Origin of the sequence: Zestomonas carbonaria (genome assembly GCF_904061905.1) — a bacterium.
In the GTDB taxonomy this organism is placed as follows: domain Bacteria; phylum Pseudomonadota; class Gammaproteobacteria; order Pseudomonadales; family Pseudomonadaceae; genus Aquipseudomonas; species Aquipseudomonas carbonaria.
Window position 1 is genome coordinate 26733 of record NZ_CAJFCI010000023.1, and the last position, 14447, is coordinate 41179.

The following is a 14447-nucleotide window of genomic DNA, read 5'->3' on the forward strand; positions in this document are numbered from 1 at the left end:
GTCCTTTTCCATCTCAGGCGGGCTGGGCGCAGAGTTCGGCCAGCACGCGCAGGCGCCGTTTCGGTTCGGCGACGTAGGGGTTGCGCTCGTCCCAGGCATAGCCGGCGAGGATCGAGCAGATCATCCGGCGGATCTCCGGCGCGGCGTTCTCGTGGTAGATCACGTCCTGGAAGGAGCCATCGTACCAACCCTCGACGTAGGCGCGGAATGCGTCGACGCCACGTTTCAGCGGCACGGCGAACTCCGTTTCCCAGTCCACCGTCTCGCCGCCGAGCTGGCGGTGCAGCAGGCCGGCGGCCATGCTCGCCGAGCGCATGGCGATGGTCACTCCGGAGGAGAACACCGGGTCGAGGAACTCGGCGGCGTTGCCGAGCAGGGCGAAGCCCGGTCCGTGCAGGCGCTTGACGTTGGCCGAGTAGCCGTGGATTTCGCGAACCGGCGTGTCCCACCGCGCATGCTCCAGCACCCGGGACAGGCTCGGCGTGTCGGCGACGAACCGCTTGAGGCAGGCATCCAGGTCGGCATCGTGGCCCGCATAGCGCGTGGCGTCGGCGACCACGCCGAGGGAGCTGCGGCCGTTGCTGAACGGGATGGTCCAGAACCACACGTCGCGCAGTTCGGGGTGGGTGGTGATGAGGATCTTCTCGCGGTCGAAGCCCGAGGTCGGCGCGATGCGGTCCTCGACATGGGTGAACAGCGCACGGCGTACCGGGAAGTTCGACGGCTGTTCGAGGTCGAGCAGGCGCGGCAGCACCCGGCCGTAGCCGCTACCATCGAGGACGAAGGCGCACTCGACCCGGTACACCTGGCCGTCGGCCAGGCGGCGCACGGTGAGGCACGGGCAGGCGCCGGAAAAGTCGGTTGCGACGATCTCTTCCTCGTAGCGGATTTCCACACCCTGCAGCTCGGCCTGGTCGGCCAGCAGCTTGTCGAAGTCGGCGCGCACCACCTGGTAGGTCGAGCCCTTGCCGGCGGTGAACTTGTCGCGGAAGTCGAACTCGCTGGTGCGCTCGCCCCAGGCGAAGGCCGCTCCGTGCTTGGTCTGGAAGCCGGCGGCCTGGACCGCTTCGAGCATCCCGGCTTCCTCGACGAAGTCCAGGCAGTGCGACAGCAGGCTCTCGCCGATGGAGAAGCGCGGGAAGCGCTGGCGTTCCAGCACCAGCACGTCGTGGCCGTTGCGCTTGAGCAGGGCGGCAGCGATGGCGCCGGACGGGCCGGCGCCGATTACCACGATCCGGCGTTGTTCGACTTCAGGGGATTTCATAGCGGCTCCTTGCCTCGATATCGGTCTGAGCGGAGTGGCGCGTGCCGAGCAGGGCCGGCAGCAAGGTTGAGAACAGGCTCATCAGCAGCAGACCGAAATACACCAGCGAATCGATCAACTGCAATTGCAGGAGCAGGTTGAGGAAGACCACTTCGGTCAACCCGCGAATGTTCAGCAGCAGGCTTTCCCGCCACTTGACCTGTGCAGGCGCGCCCGGAGCGGCCCAATGCAGGCCCAGCCAACTGCCGGCGACCTTGCTCAGAACCGGCAGCACCAGCAGCGCGCCGAGGTAGAGCCAGGAATAGTGTTCGGCGACCCCGTGGAAATCCACGCGCAGCACGCCGCAGGTGAGGATCAGCGGCACCGCCAGGCCGTTGAGCAGGCCTTTCCAGTGGCGTTCGGGCAGCGGCAGTTGGAATGGCTGCCGCACCCAGGCCAGACACAGCATGTAGCCGATGCCGAAGACCAGTGCGTTGAGCTTGAGCGTCTGGAACAGCAGCATCAGGGCGAAGAACGGCAGGCTGTAGCAGAGCCCGTGACGCAGGCGCAGGCCGTACAGCAGCAGCGGCAGGCCGGCGGCCAGCAGCGGCCAGAGCAGGCTGGCCGGATGCGCGCTGCCCTGGGCCAGGCCGAACAGGCTCCAGCACAGGAAGTCCATGAGGATCGCCGCGTGCAGCAGGCGCCTGGTCGCCGCCGGCGGGTAGTCGATGCTCTGCAGGAACAGGTAGAGCACCGGGATCGCGGTGATCGAGAACAGCAGGCCGATGCCCAGCGCACCCAGCCAGCCGTACTCGCCGGGCAGCAGCCAGGCGGTGCAGGCCAGGCCGGCCAGCAGCGGGACGAGGAAGCTCGGCAGGGCGATCTTCAGGCTCGCCGCGCTGATCTCCAGGTCGATCACGTCGCTGAGGATGTAGCCCAGCAGCAGGGCGAAGCACAGGCCGTAGAGCAGGTCCAGCCAGAGCGGCGCCAGCAGGGTCTGGGCGTCGAGTTGCCAGTGCGGTTCGGCCCAGCCGAGCAGCAGCGCGGGAATCGCCAGGCTGGCGACCAGCAACTGGCCGACGATGGGAAGCAGCCGGCGCCTGCCGAGTATCGCGACCAGGGCGTAGAGCGCCAGGGCCAGCAGCCAGAAGCCGAGCACGTTCATGCCGGTTCTCCTGCGGCGAGTCCCGGCACGGCCTGTCGCGGTGTGCCGGCCCAGGGCGATAGCAGGAAGGCGAACAGCAGGCCGAGGCTGATCGCCAGGCCGAAGTTGGCGATGGCCGGGGTCTGGCTGACCAGCAGCAGGCCGAACGACAGCCAACTGGTCAGCGCCGAGAGCAGGGTGCCGAGCAGGCTGACCGCCGGGCCGCCGATGTTCTCGCGCATGAGGATCGCGTAGTCGACGCCGATGGCGGTGATCAGCAGCAGGCCGAACAGGCTGAACAGGGTCAGCGGCTGTCCCAGCCAGCCGAGGCAGGCCAATGCGGCCAGCGCGGCCAGCAGCGGCAGGCTGACCACGCGCAGCGCGCCGCCGAGCCCGAACGGCAGGCACAGCAGCAGGAGGATGGCCAGGCTGGAGAGCAGCTTGAGCTCGGCGGCGCTGAGCTGGGTGGCGGCGAAGAGCTGGTTCAATTCGCCGAGACGGTCGACCAGTTGCACGCCGTCGAGACCTTCGGCGATGGCGCGCAGGCGAGCGGCATCTGCCTGTCCCTGCAAGCTGACCAGGCCGGCCACGCCGTTGGCGTCGGCGCCGAGCCAGAGCGGCCGCCAGGGCTCGCCGAGCGGGCCGGCCAGGATCTGGTTGAGGCGCGGCTGGGGGCTGTTCAGCAGCGCATCGAGCTCCTGGCGCAGCGCCGTTTCCGGCAGGCCGGCGGTGAGCAGCGGCTGCCAGTGCTCCGGCAATTGGCGCAGCGCGGCACGTAGCGGCTCCAGGGCCGAGGTCGGCGCGGCCAGTTGGCTGAGCGCGCGATAGCCGTGCAGGCTGCCATCGGTCAGCAGCGGGGCCAGGCGCCGGGTCAGTTCGGCCTGGCGTTCCAGCAATTGCGCTTCGTCGGTGGCGCGCACCAGGAAGAACTGGCTGGTCGGCTGCTGACCGGTCAGCTCGGCGATACGTTGCGCCTCGGCCTGCAAGCGCGGCTCCTGGCCGAGCCACTGGCGCAGGTCGTTCTGCGTGTTCAGTTGCCACAGGCCGCCGGCGCAGAACGCCAGCAACAGGGCGAACAGCGGCCAACTGCCGGTGCGGCCCAGCAGGTGCGCCCGCAGCGCCAGCAGACGCTCGCAGAAGCGCAGCACGGCGGGTGGCGGCGACAGGCGCAGGGGGCTGAGCCAGGCCGGCAGCAGGCACACCGAGCAGAGGTAGGCGCCGATCAGCCCGGCGGCGGAAAACAGGGCGATCTGGGTCAGCGCCGGGAACGGTGTGAAGGCCAGCGCCAGGTAGCCGATCAGGTTGGCGCCGAGGCTCAGGCTCAGTCCCGGCAGGGTCGCGCGCAGGGCGCTCCAACTGCGCCAGTCGGTCCCGGCCCAGCTCTTGCTCAGGTAGTGCTGCGGGTAGTCGGCGGCCACGCCGATCAGGCTGGCGCCAAGCACTAGGGTCAGCGCGTTGATCTGGCCGAACACCAGCACGCAGGCGGTGATGCCGGCGAGCAGCGCGACGCCGATCGGCAGCAGGCTGAGCAGGACCCGCGCACGGCGGAAGGCGAACAGCAGCAGGCACAACGTACCGAGCGTGGCGCCGCCACCGATCACGGTGATTTCGCGGGTGGCCTTGGCCTGGCCGGCCGCGGCGTAGAGCACACCGCTGGCGGCGAGCAACTGGCCGCCAGCGGCTTCGATCTCTTCGCGCGCGCGTTCGACCTCGGCGGCGATGTCCGGCGGCGCCTGCATGTCGAAAGCGTCGCCGTGGGTGCGTGCGCGCAGCAGCGCCCAGGTGATGCCCCGGTCCTCGAGCAGCAGCGCGCCGCTGGCCAGGTCGGCCTGGACCCGGCTGTGGGGATTAAGCGCCTGCTGGGCGCGGGCCCCGAGGCCGAGCCAGTCCTGGTCGGTGGGCAGCAGGGCGACGTGGGCGAAGGTGTCGAACAACTGTGCGGCGCGCTGCCGGATGAAGTCGTCGGGGTGGTCGATGAGCGACTGGCGGTCGGCGGGCGGCAACAGCGCCAGGCGGCTGGCCCGCAGTTGTTCGCGCACGGCGTGCAGGTCGGCGTCGAGGTTCCATTGCACGCGTTCGAATAGGCGCTCCGCCTGCCAGCGCTGACCGATTCGCTGCACCAGGGCGATCGCCCGTTCGCGCTGCGCATGGCCGACCAGCACCAGCAGTTCGCGATTGAGCGGTTCCCGCATGCGCTGCTCGGCCTGTTGGACACGCGCGTCGCCAGCACCGTGGGGTAGCAGGCCGAGCATGCCGGCCTCGACCGGTGCGCCGGCCCGCCATTGCCAGGCGGCCAGCGCCAGCAGCCCGGCGAGCAGGATCAGGAACAGGCGCGGCAGGAGGCGTTCAATCGGCAGCAAAGTCGGACCGCTCCGTGTCGCTCAGTTCAGCGCCAGGCTGGCTCTGCGGCAGGCGCAGCACGCTGCGGTCGCCCTGGGTTTCGATCAGCTCGATACGCTCGACCAGATCGCCGCCATCGATCTCGATGGCGGTGAATATCTGCTTGAGTAGCAGCGAACGCGGGATCAGGTGCAATTGCCAGGCACCTGCATCGCCGCTCAGTTGCAGTTCGAAGTCGCGTTCGAGGCCTGAGCGGTCGCCCTTGAGCACGGCGAGGAACAGCCGGCTCTGCTGGGCGGCGACGTCCTGGCCGGGCTGGGTCTGCCAGCCGTCGTCGGTACGCTTGGCGATGCCCTGGGCGTCGATGCGGTAGTCCTGCTGCAACGGCGTCTGCAACTGCCAGAGCAGGCCATGTTCGCGCGACAGCACGAACCGGCCCTTGCTGGTCAGTGGCTGCGGCAGGGCGCGCAGGTGCTTTTCCTGCACGAACGGGCCGCGCACCACCGCCGGCTTGGCCAGTTGCGCGCTGAGCTGGGCGAGGTCGAAGGCCTGGGCCAGCGGCGCGCAGAGCAGCAGGGCAACGGCGAGCGCGTGCTTCATGCCAGCGCCTTTTCCACGGCGGCGACGAACACTCCGGGGGAGGCCAGCAGCATCTCGCGGGTAGCGATTTCCACCGCCACCTGCACCGTGCTGGCGCGGGTCATGCGCTCGCCGGTTTCGGCGTCGAGGATCAGGTAGTTGATCTTCAGGCGGTTCTCCCACTCGACCAGGTCGGCGCGCACCGTCAGGCGCTGGCCGAAGGTGGCGCCCCGGATGTAGCGCAGTTGCAGGTCGATGATCGGCCAGGCGTAGCCGGCATCGCGCATCTGCGTGTAGTTGTGGCCGAGCTTGTCCAGCAGGGCGCAGCGGGCGACTTCCAGATACTTGACGTAGTGCCCGTGCCAGACGACCTCCATCGAGTCGACGTCGAAGAACGGCACGAGGATTTCGACCTCTGCCTGGAGAACGCCTTGGCTACGCATGGTGGATCGCTCCTGAGCCATGGGCCCGGCTCCGTTCCCTCACCCCGGCCCTCTCTCGGCGGGAGAGGGAGTAGCCTGTGCGGGTCGGAGCGAAGTTCCCCCCAGGGGCCGCAACGCCGCTACGGTTCAGCTCAACCATAGAGCCTCCAGTGCTGCGCGCGGATGCGTTCCAGGCACAGGCGCAGCTCGCCCTCCAGCGCGCGGTCTTCGATCACCGGCGGGAAGTCGGCGGCCAGTTGCTCGTGCATCGCCGCCAACGGCTCCGGCAGGCTGCGCGCTTCCTCGCGCTGGCGCAGCCAGACGCCCTGGTTGGCGGCGAGCAGGGTGGCGGCGGCGACCTGTTCGGCCAGTTCCAGGCTGCGCAGGGCGTCGCGCGCGGCGATGGTACCCATGCTGACCTTGTCCTGGTTGTGGCACTCGGTGGAGCGCGAGAATACGCTGGCCGGCAGGGTGTTCTTCAGCGCTTCCGCGGTCCAGGCGCTGGCGCCGATCTGTACCGCCTTGAAGCCATGGTTGATCATCGCCGTTTCGGCCGGCGCACCGGACAGGTTGCTCGGCAGGCCGTGGTTGTAGCGCACGTCGACCAGCAGGGCGAACTGACGGTCGAGCAGATCGGCGAGGTTGCCGATCAGGTTCTTCAGGCTGTCCATGGCGAAGGCGACATGCCCGCCGTAGAAGTGCCCGCCATGCAGCACGCGGCCGGCGTCCGGGTCGATCAGTGGGTTGTCGTTGGCGCTGTTCAGCTCGGTCTCGATGAACTGGCGCAGCAGGCCCAGGCTGTCCGCCAGCACGCCGAGCACGTGGGGGGCGCAGCGCAGGGAGTAGCGGTCCTGCAGGCGGTGCAGTGGCGGCGTCGGGCCGTCGATGGCGAGGTCCTGGCGCAGCCAGGCGGCGACCTGCATCTGCCCCGGGTGCGGTTTGGCGGCGAACAGGCGTTCGTCGAAGTGTTCCGGGTTGCCTGCCAGCGCCACCACGTTGAGCGCGGTGATCCGCGTGGCCAGTCGCAGCAGGTAGTCGGCGCGGCCGTAGGCCTGGCAGGCCAGCGCGGTCATTACCGCGGTGCCGTTCATCAGCGCCAGGGCTTCCTTGGGCCGCAGGGTCAGCGGCGTCCAGCCGAGTTCGGCGTGAACCTCGGCGGCGCTGCGGCGTTGTCCCCGGTACAGCACTTCACGCTCGCCACTGAGGGTGGCGGCGACGTAGGAGAGCGGCGTCAGGTCGCCGCTGGCGCCGACCGAGCCTTCTTCCGGAATCAGTGGCAGCACGTCGTGGTCGAGGAATGCCTGCAAGCGTTCCAGCAGCTCCATGCGCACCCCGGAGACGCCCTGGCACAGCGACTGCAATCGGGCCGCCAGCACCGCGCGGGTGCTCGCTTCGTCGAGCAGCCTGCCCAGGCCGCAGCCGTGGAAGGTGTACAGATGGCGCGGCAGCGCCTCGACCTGGTGCGGCGGCACGCTGACCACGCAGGAGTCGCCGTAGCCGGTGGTCACCCCGTAGATGCTGCCCTCGCGGTCGAGCAGGCTGTCGAGGAACTGCGCGCCGCGGGCGATGCGCGCGCGGTAGGCGTCGTCGTTCTGCAGGCAGGCGCGTGCACGGCGCTGGCTCAGGGCGACGACGGACTCAATCGTCAGTGGCCGTTCGCCAAAGATCACGGGTTCAGGTTGCGGTGTCGTCATGTTCATTCCAGAACGGGTAGAAGTTGAACCATTGCTGTGGCGCCAGCAGGCACAGTTGGCCGAGGCGTTCGGCATAGCGTTGCACCCAGGCGCGAATCACTGCGTCGCGCTCGCCGCGCTTCCACTGCACGTGTTCGGCGAACGGCTCCAGGTACACGCGGTAGCGGCCATCCTGCTTCACGCAGGTCATCAGGTTGAGCGGGCAGCGCAGGAGTCCCGCCAGCAGCCAGGGCCCCTGCGGGAACGCCGCCGGGTGGCCGAGGAAGTCGACGATGACGTTGCGTCCGCCATGCAACGGCACGCGGTCGCCGGCGATCGCCAGCCATTCGCCGCGCTCCAGGCGCTCGGACAGTTGCAGCATGATCGCCGGGTCCAGCTCGCTGACCTGGATCAGCCGCAGGTGACTGGCGCCGGCCTCGCCGAGCAGGCGGTTGAACTGCTCGGCGTGCCTGGTGTGCACCAGCACGTTCATCTGTACTTTCTCGCCGAGCTCGGCCAGCGCGCGGCAGACCTCGAGGTTGCCCAGGTGCGCGCCGACCAGCAGTTGGCCGCGTTCGCCGTGCAACTGGCCGCGCAGGTCGTGGGGGTCGATCAGTTCGATGTGTGCCACATCGAGGCGGCCACTCCAGATGTCCAGCTTGTCGAGCAGGGCGTCGGCGAAGGCCATGAACTGGGCGAACACCGAGCCACGGCGCGGGCGCAGTCCGTCGCGGCCGCTCCAGGCGGCCAGGTGTTGCTGGTAGACGCGGATGCTGCGCCGCGCCCTGGCGCCGAACAGGAAGAAGTAGCCGACGACCAGGTACAGCAGCGGCGCCAGGGCACGGCGGCCGAGATGGCGGGCGAGGCTGGAGGTGAGCTTCATCAGCAGATAGCTGCCACGCTCGCGCTGGGTGGCCCAGTGCTGCGCGCTCATGATTGCCACCTGCGCCAGAGGATCAGCGGCAGGCGTATGAGCATGGCGAAGAACAGCTTGGCGTGCATCTTCGAGATCAGTGCGTTGTCGTGCCACAGGCGGAAATGCGAGAGGCCGTCGAGCGGGTAGTGCACGCGGGTCGGCAGCCAGCGCATCGGCTGGTTGCGCCAGGCCAGGCGGACGAGGATTTCCGGGTCGAAGTCCATGCGCCGGCCGAGCCGCGCCGAGTCGAGCAGGGCCACGCTGGAGGCCAGCGGGTAGACGCGGAAGCCGCACATGCCGTCGCGGATGGACAGCGACAGGCTGTTGATCCAGACCCAGACGTGGGTCAGGTAGCGCGCGTAGAGGCGGCTTTTCGGCACGCTGGAGTCGTACTGCGGGTAGCCGCAGACCAGCGTCTGCGGCTCGGCCTGGGAGGCTTCGAGGAAGCGGGCGACGTCGGTGAGGTCGTGCTGGCCGTCGGCGTCGACCTGGAGGGCGTGGCTGAAACCCAGGCGCTGGGCTTCGCGCAGGCCGGCCATCACCGCGCCGCCCTTGCCCTGGTTGACCGCCAGGCGGACGAGGAAGGTGCCCGCCTGCTCGGCCAGGCGATCCATGACCGCCGCACAGGCCGGATTGGACGCGTCGTCGACCAGCACGCACGGCAGCCCGGACTCACGCAGTGCGGCGACCACACGCGGCAAGGCGTGCTCATGGTTGTACACCGGGATGACCGCGCAGGGCTTATGCATGGCCGTCCCCCATTCTCCCCTCGGGAGAGGGTTGGGGCGATCCACCGGATATCGCTGCGCCCAGCGCCAACCCACCCGGACCGTCGGCAACGCCAAGGCCCGTGCAGGATGGGGCGAGCACCTCGATACCCATCAGCGGGCGGCCCCGAGCAGAATCCGCCCCGACGAGCAGGCCGCCTCGCCATTGCGGAAGGCGAAGTACAGCTTGCCGCGCGCCGCGTCGAAGCGCAGCGACAGTTGCAGGCGGTCGCCGGGGCGTACCAGTTGCTGGAACTTCAGCACTTCCATGCCAGCGAAGCGCGGCGGCAGGTCGGCGATCAGTTGGCGGGCCAAGCGCTGCGCCCAGTCGATCTGCACCACGCCGGGCAGCACTGGCGTTCGCGGGAAATGCCCGGCGAAGTGCGCCAGGTCCAGCGGCACCTCCAGCTCCAGTCGCCATTCGCCATCCTGCTCGACGGCGCTCAGTGGCTCGACCTGGGTCGGCCGCGATGCGGCGAGCAGCGCCTCGACCTGCGCCTGGGCCAGCTTGCCCTGGCTGCTGTAGGGCAATTGCGCGAGCAGACGCCAGCGGCGCGGCAGGGCGATGGCCTCGCAATGGCCGGCAAGGTGCCGGCGCAGGCTGTCGGTGAACGCGCGGCGGCCCTGGTTGCGCAGCGCATGGATGCCGGCCGGGCTCGGCGCGACCAGCGCGCCGAGAAAGGCGCGGCCTTCCTGGATCACGCCCAGGCGGGCATCGGCGACCCAGGCATGGCTCTGCAGTGCCTGTTCCAGGGCCGGCAGAGAAATGCGCTTTTCTTCCAGCTTGACGATACGGTCGAGGCGGCCGCGCAGGACGAAACGGCCATCGGCGCCGAACTCGACCGCGTCGGCGGTCTGCTCGACCTGCCCGGCTGGCAGGTAGGGCGAGGCGACCCGTAGCGCTCCCTCGTCATTCATATCCAGCTCGACCCCGGCGAACGGCGTCCACGACTCGCCGCCCTGGCGCCAGGCGATGCCGCCGGTTTCCGAACTGCCGTAGATTTCCGTCGCCGCCTGGCCGAGGCGTGCGTGCAGGGCGGTGCCGGCTTCGGTCGGCAGCGCGCCGCCGGAGGAGAACACCCGGCGCACCGCGCGCAGCGCCGGCCAGTCGAGGTTGTCGCCCATGCGTTTCAGCAGCGCCGGGCTGGCCACCCAGGCAAACCCTGGCTGTTCCAGGCTGACGCGCTGCATGTCCTCGGGAAACGGTTGGGCGTGGCGTACGAATGGCCGGCCGGCGCACAGCGGCCAGAGCACGCGGAACAGCAGGCCATAGATGTGCTGGGTGGCGACGCTGCCGACGATGGTGGCGTCGCCGAGGTCGGCACCCCACAGGCGTTCCAGGGCATCCACTTCGTTGGCCAGTTGGCGCAGGGTCTTGCCGATCGGCTTGGGGGCGCCGCTGGAGCCGGAGGTGCAGAGCACCAGGCGGCAGGCGTCGAGGTCGAGTTCGGTGGCGGGCAGCGCTGCGCTGGCGTCGACCGGGAGCGCATCCAGCCACAGGTCGGTCTCTTTGCCCAGGCGCTTGCGCGTCTGCTCCTGGGCATCGGCCGGCAGCAGCACTTCGACGCCGGCGCGCCAGGCACCGAGCAGGGCGATTGCCAGCTCGCCGGCGTCGTCGAGGTGCAGGGCCAGGCGCTGTACGCCGCGCGCCTGAAGGCTGGTGGCGAAGCGCAGCGCGCGGTCGCACAACGCGGGGTGATCGAGGCCAACGCAGACCGGGCGCCGCGGCTGGGCGAACAGCAGCCGGTCGAGGTCGATCCAGCTCACGCGAACCTCCGCACACGCTGGCGTACCAGCCACTCGCCGGCGAACAGCAGGCCCATCAGCAGGTAGGAGATCAGGCCGTTGTAGAGCAGCCACCAACTGGTCGGCGCCCACAGGGTCAGCGCCGCGGCGACCAGCCCGTTGGCCAGGAAGAACAGCGCCCAGACGCCGGTGACCTGGCGCGTGTAGCGCACCGCCACGGCCGGCAACTCGGGTTCGCGCAGGCGCGCCAGGCGTTCGACCAGCGGCATGCCGATGCGCAGGCTGAGGCCGAACAGGACGAGCAGCAAGGCGCTGATCAGCACCGGATACCAGTGCAGCAGCGCAGGTTGGTCGAGCACGCCGAGCAACGCGCAGAAACCCAGCGCCGCCAGCGCCATCCAGCGGCTGCCGGGGCGCGCGTCGCGGCTCAGCAGGCGCGCCAGCCAGAGACCGCCGAGCAGCAGGGCGAAGAAGCGTGGCGACAGGTGATCGAGGCCGTAGTAGACGGCGAACGGATAGGCCAGGCCGGCCAGGAGCAGCACCAGGCCGAGCAGGCGGCTCATAGGGCTTCCGCGGACACCAGGCGGTGGACGGCTTCGACCACGTCGCCGACGGTGCGCACCGACTTGAAGTCCTCGGCGGCGATCTTCTTGCCGGTCTGGCGCTTGATGTGGTCGATCAGGTCGACGGCGTCGATGCTGTCGATCTCCAGGTCCTGGTAGAGGTTGGCTTCCAGGGTGATCTGCGCCGGGTCCAGCTCGAACAGCTCGACCAGCGTGTCGCGCAGGGTGGCGAAAATCTCATCACGGTTCTGCATGGTGCTGTCCTTCACGCGGCTTTCTGGGCGCTGACGAAGGCCGCCAGGCTGGCCACGTTGGCGAAGTGCTTGCGGGTGTCCTTGGCTTCGGCGTCGATCTTGATGCCGAAGCGCTTCTGGATGGCCAGGCCGAGTTCCAGGGCGTCCACCGAGTCGAGGCCGAGTCCGTCGCCGAACAGGGTCAGGTCGGCTGCCAGGTCGTCGGCGGTGAGGTCTTCGAGGCCGAGGGACTCGATGATCAGGTTTTTGATCTCAAGCTGCAGATCGCTCATCTTCGGCGAGCTCCTTCATGAAGTGCTGGTGCAAATGCTCGTTCAGCTTGCGCGAGGCCACTGGGGCCGGGCCAAGGGCACTGAAATGGAGAGGGTCGATATCTTGACCGACACGCAGGCGGAAGTGGAAACGCCGCGACGGAATGCTGTACCAGGGTTCGGCCTTGGTCAGGGTGGTGGGGGTGACGCTGATCACCACCGGGGTGACCACCCGCGCGCCGCGCAGGGCGATGGCGGCGGCGCCGCGATGGAACTGCGGCGGCTGGCCCGGCGTGGTGCGCGTGCCTTCGGGAAAGATGATCAGGGTCTCGCCGGACTGCAGCGCGGCGGCGGCCTCGTCGAGCATGTCCATGCTGCCGCTGTTGCTGATGTAGCCGGCGGCGCGGATCGGCCCGCGCATGCAGGGGTTGTCCCACAGGCTCTGCTTGACCACGCAGTTGGCGTCGCGGATGAAGGCGACCAGCACCACCACGTCGATCAGCGAGGGATGGTTGGCGATCACCACCTGTCCGGGCCGGCCGAGGCGTTCGGCGCCTTCCACCTCGTAGGTGAGCACGCCGCTGCGGAACATGAATTCGACGAACCAGCGGAAGCTCAGGCTGACCACCGTACGGGCCCGGGTACGGTGGGCCAGGGCGTCGCCCGGCAGCAGGGCCAGCAGCGGGAACACCAGCACCCGCAGCAGCACGCCGCCGATGCCGAAGATCGTGAAGCTCAGCGCGGTGGCTACCAGACGCCACCACCAGGGCGCGCTGTAGCGGCTCATGCCCTGTTGCGTGACCAGTTCCATTGGCGGTGTTTCCAGTGATGTTGAAGGGAGTGCTGCTCCAGGCACAGCGCACGCACCAGTTCCAGGGCGTGCGGCCAGCGGCTGCGCGGGCCTTCGGCCCGGGCCAGTTCGAGGCGCCAGTCGGTGCCGGGACGGAGCAGCAGGGCCACGGCATAGGAGAACGGCACATCGTCTATATAGGGCTGGTAGAGCGCCGGCGGGTTTTCCTCGGCGACCACCAGCAGCACCGCCGGGGCTCCATCGCCGATCAGGGTGGCGGCTTCCAGCATGGCCTGTTCGAGGCCGTCGCCTTCGGCGGCCAGGGCGCTCATCTCGCTGGTGTCGCTGCGCAGGATCGACCACAGGCCGATGATCGCGTTGTGCACCGAGAGGCTGAACTGGGTCGGTGACAGCGGTTCGCCGCGGCCGAGCTCTTCGAGCACCGCCAGGGTGCGCGGTGTCTCGCCGTGGCGCGAAACGAACACCAGCGGCAGCGGGTCCTGGCCTTCGGCCAATGGCCAGGCGACATGGAACATCATCCGCGCCAGGCGGCTGAGGCGACGGCGTTGCATGGCCGGGAGGAAGCCGACGTCCGGTTGCCGGCCGTCGTCAGCCACGGCCTCGGGAGCCTGGCTCCAGGCGTACCAGTCGGCCGCGCTATCCAGGGCGGGGGCCCAGGCACGCCATTGTTCGATCCTGAAATTCATAACTTGAGAGCTCTTTGCGGCCCTTCTCGGGCATCCCTTCCGCAGGCTTTCCTACCCGTCTGGCCTGTCGAGGGAGCCGTGGCAGACTGCCGGCATTATCCAGAGCGAGCCGGGGTCAGGCAAATCCGGTTACATTGTCGGGCGAATCGCCATCTACCCTCTCGCCCTTGTCACGGGCTTTGCATAGACTCCAGTGCTATCCAAGAAGGCGGGGGAGGTGTGTGATGCGGCGCGTGGTATTCAACCAGAAGGGTGGGGTGGGCAAGTCCAGCATTGCCTGCAACCTGGCGGCGGTCAGTGCGACGGAGGGCTACCGCACCTTGCTGGTGGACCTCGACTCCCAGGCCAACTCCACTCATTACCTGACCGGGCTGAGCGGCGACGAGATTCCCATGGGGATCGCCGATTTCTTCAAGCAGACCCTGTCTTCCGGGCCGTTCTCCAAGAAGGGCAAGGTGGACATCTACGAGACGCCCTTCGAGAACCTGCACGTGATCACTGCCACCGCCGAGCTGGCCGAGTTGCAGCCCAAGCTCGAGCAGAAGCACAAGATCAACAAGCTGCGCAAATTGCTGGAAGAACTGGACGAGGACTATGACCGGATCTACCTGGATACTCCTCCGGCCCTTAACTTCTATGCAATTTCGGCACTGATCGCCGCTGATCGCTGCCTGATTCCCTTCGACTGCGACAGTTTCTCCCGCCAGGCGCTGTACGGGCTGATGCGCGAGATCGAGGAGCTGAAGGACGACCACAACAAGGATCTGGAGATCGAGGGCATCGTGGTCAACCAGTTCCAGCCGCGCGCCAGCCTTCCGCAGCAGCTTCTCGACGAACTGATCGCCGAGGAATTGCCGGTATTGCCGGTGTACCTGATGAGTTCGGTGAAGATGCGCGAGTCGCACCAGGCCTGCATGCCGCTGATCCACCTGGACCCGCGCCACAAGCTCAGCCAGCAGTTCGTCGAGCTGCACCGGTTGCTCGACGCCTGACCGGCCGTCCCCCGGATGTGCTCCGGGGCGGCCGTCGCTTCGCTTTCCCGGATTGCATCC

Annotated in this window: 15 protein-coding genes; 1 reads left to right on the forward strand and 14 read right to left on the reverse strand. The window is 68.7% G+C overall.

Annotation, left to right across the window (positions count from 1 at the left end):
• Nucleotides 1-13: 13 nt before the first annotated feature.
• The 14 genes from PSEWESI4_RS03845 to PSEWESI4_RS03910 form a co-directional block, all read right to left on the reverse strand.
• Nucleotides 14-1264: an NAD(P)/FAD-dependent oxidoreductase gene (locus PSEWESI4_RS03845; protein ID WP_187669858.1), complete on the reverse strand. Its 1251-nt coding sequence runs from the start codon at nt 1262-1264 to the stop codon at nt 14-16.
• Complete coding sequence (locus PSEWESI4_RS03850; protein WP_187669859.1) at nt 1251-2408, reverse strand: cation:proton antiporter; 1158 nt, start codon at nt 2406-2408, stop codon at nt 1251-1253. The genes PSEWESI4_RS03845 and PSEWESI4_RS03850 overlap by 14 nt, the downstream gene beginning before the upstream one ends.
• Entirely contained in the window at nt 2405-4744 is a 2340-nt protein-coding gene (locus PSEWESI4_RS03855) for an MMPL family transporter (protein ID WP_187669973.1), read from the reverse strand. The genes PSEWESI4_RS03850 and PSEWESI4_RS03855 overlap by 4 nt, the downstream gene beginning before the upstream one ends.
• Nucleotides 4734-5327, reverse strand: coding sequence for an outer membrane lipoprotein carrier protein LolA (locus PSEWESI4_RS03860; protein WP_187669860.1), 594 nt, complete (start codon nt 5325-5327; stop codon nt 4734-4736). Before PSEWESI4_RS03860 ends, PSEWESI4_RS03855 begins: the two co-directional genes overlap by 11 nt.
• Complete coding sequence (locus PSEWESI4_RS03865; RefSeq protein ID WP_187669861.1) at nt 5324-5749, reverse strand: acyl-CoA thioesterase; 426 nt, start codon at nt 5747-5749, stop codon at nt 5324-5326. The genes PSEWESI4_RS03860 and PSEWESI4_RS03865 overlap by 4 nt, the downstream gene beginning before the upstream one ends.
• 131 nt (nt 5750-5880) lie before the next feature.
• Nucleotides 5881-7422: an HAL/PAL/TAL family ammonia-lyase gene (locus PSEWESI4_RS03870; protein WP_187669862.1), complete on the reverse strand. Its 1542-nt coding sequence runs from the start codon at nt 7420-7422 to the stop codon at nt 5881-5883.
• Nucleotides 7403-8335, reverse strand: a complete 933-nt coding sequence (locus PSEWESI4_RS03875) for an LpxL/LpxP family acyltransferase (protein ID WP_187669863.1) — start codon at nt 8333-8335, stop codon at nt 7403-7405. The genes PSEWESI4_RS03870 and PSEWESI4_RS03875 overlap by 20 nt, the downstream gene beginning before the upstream one ends.
• The gene (locus tag PSEWESI4_RS03880; RefSeq protein WP_187669864.1) at nt 8332-9066 is read right to left on the reverse strand and encodes a glycosyltransferase family 2 protein; all 735 of its coding nucleotides are present in this window, start codon (nt 9064-9066) and stop codon (nt 8332-8334) included. Before PSEWESI4_RS03880 ends, PSEWESI4_RS03875 begins: the two co-directional genes overlap by 4 nt.
• Nucleotides 9067-9198: 132 nt before the next feature.
• Nucleotides 9199-10851 carry an acyl-CoA synthetase family protein gene (locus tag PSEWESI4_RS03885; RefSeq protein ID WP_187669865.1) on the reverse strand — a complete coding sequence of 551 codons (1653 nt, stop codon included), beginning with the start codon at nt 10849-10851 and terminating at the stop codon, nt 9199-9201.
• On the reverse strand, nt 10848-11393 hold the full coding sequence (locus PSEWESI4_RS03890) for a COG4648 family protein (RefSeq protein WP_187669866.1): 546 nt from the start codon (nt 11391-11393) through the stop codon (nt 10848-10850). The genes PSEWESI4_RS03885 and PSEWESI4_RS03890 overlap by 4 nt, the downstream gene beginning before the upstream one ends.
• Complete coding sequence (locus PSEWESI4_RS03895; protein ID WP_187669867.1) at nt 11390-11647, reverse strand: acyl carrier protein; 258 nt, start codon at nt 11645-11647, stop codon at nt 11390-11392. The genes PSEWESI4_RS03890 and PSEWESI4_RS03895 overlap by 4 nt, the downstream gene beginning before the upstream one ends.
• Before the next feature lie 11 nt (nt 11648-11658).
• Nucleotides 11659-11919: a phosphopantetheine-binding protein gene (locus PSEWESI4_RS03900; RefSeq protein ID WP_187669868.1), complete on the reverse strand. Its 261-nt coding sequence runs from the start codon at nt 11917-11919 to the stop codon at nt 11659-11661.
• Entirely contained in the window at nt 11900-12709 is an 810-nt protein-coding gene (locus tag PSEWESI4_RS03905; protein WP_187669869.1) for a lysophospholipid acyltransferase family protein, read from the reverse strand. Before PSEWESI4_RS03905 ends, PSEWESI4_RS03900 begins: the two co-directional genes overlap by 20 nt.
• Nucleotides 12682-13395: a beta-ketoacyl synthase chain length factor gene (locus tag PSEWESI4_RS03910; protein WP_187669870.1), complete on the reverse strand. Its 714-nt coding sequence runs from the start codon at nt 13393-13395 to the stop codon at nt 12682-12684. The genes PSEWESI4_RS03905 and PSEWESI4_RS03910 overlap by 28 nt, the downstream gene beginning before the upstream one ends.
• Before the next feature lie 224 nt (nt 13396-13619).
• Between PSEWESI4_RS03910 and PSEWESI4_RS03915 the strand changes: the two genes are divergently transcribed.
• The gene (locus tag PSEWESI4_RS03915; RefSeq protein WP_187669871.1) at nt 13620-14387 is read left to right on the forward strand and encodes a ParA family protein; all 768 of its coding nucleotides are present in this window, start codon (nt 13620-13622) and stop codon (nt 14385-14387) included.
• Nucleotides 14388-14447 lie beyond the last annotated feature (60 nt).

What these genes read in the sequence shown, in the direction of transcription:
- PSEWESI4_RS03845 (WP_187669858.1), bottom strand. Translation starts at nt 1,264, where the DNA reads ATGAAATCCCCTGAAGTCGAACAACGCCGGATCGTGGTAATCGGCGCC.
- PSEWESI4_RS03850 (WP_187669859.1), bottom strand. Translation starts at nt 2,408, where the DNA reads ATGAACGTGCTCGGCTTCTGGCTGCTGGCCCTGGCGCTCTACGCCCTG.
- PSEWESI4_RS03860 (WP_187669860.1), bottom strand. Translation starts at nt 5,327, where the DNA reads ATGAAGCACGCGCTCGCCGTTGCCCTGCTGCTCTGCGCGCCGCTGGCC.
- PSEWESI4_RS03865 (WP_187669861.1), bottom strand. Translation starts at nt 5,749, where the DNA reads ATGCGTAGCCAAGGCGTTCTCCAGGCAGAGGTCGAAATCCTCGTGCCG.
- PSEWESI4_RS03870 (WP_187669862.1), bottom strand. Translation starts at nt 7,422, where the DNA reads ATGACGACACCGCAACCTGAACCCGTGATCTTTGGCGAACGGCCACTG.
- PSEWESI4_RS03875 (WP_187669863.1), bottom strand. Translation starts at nt 8,335, where the DNA reads ATGAGCGCGCAGCACTGGGCCACCCAGCGCGAGCGTGGCAGCTATCTG.
- PSEWESI4_RS03880 (WP_187669864.1), bottom strand. Translation starts at nt 9,066, where the DNA reads ATGCATAAGCCCTGCGCGGTCATCCCGGTGTACAACCATGAGCACGCC.
- PSEWESI4_RS03890 (WP_187669866.1), bottom strand. Translation starts at nt 11,393, where the DNA reads ATGAGCCGCCTGCTCGGCCTGGTGCTGCTCCTGGCCGGCCTGGCCTAT.
- PSEWESI4_RS03895 (WP_187669867.1), bottom strand. Translation starts at nt 11,647, where the DNA reads ATGCAGAACCGTGATGAGATTTTCGCCACCCTGCGCGACACGCTGGTC.
- PSEWESI4_RS03900 (WP_187669868.1), bottom strand. Translation starts at nt 11,919, where the DNA reads ATGAGCGATCTGCAGCTTGAGATCAAAAACCTGATCATCGAGTCCCTC.
- PSEWESI4_RS03905 (WP_187669869.1), bottom strand. Translation starts at nt 12,709, where the DNA reads ATGGAACTGGTCACGCAACAGGGCATGAGCCGCTACAGCGCGCCCTGG.
- PSEWESI4_RS03910 (WP_187669870.1), bottom strand. Translation starts at nt 13,395, where the DNA reads ATGAATTTCAGGATCGAACAATGGCGTGCCTGGGCCCCCGCCCTGGAT.
- PSEWESI4_RS03915 (WP_187669871.1), top strand. Translation starts at nt 13,620, where the DNA reads ATGCGGCGCGTGGTATTCAACCAGAAGGGTGGGGTGGGCAAGTCCAGC.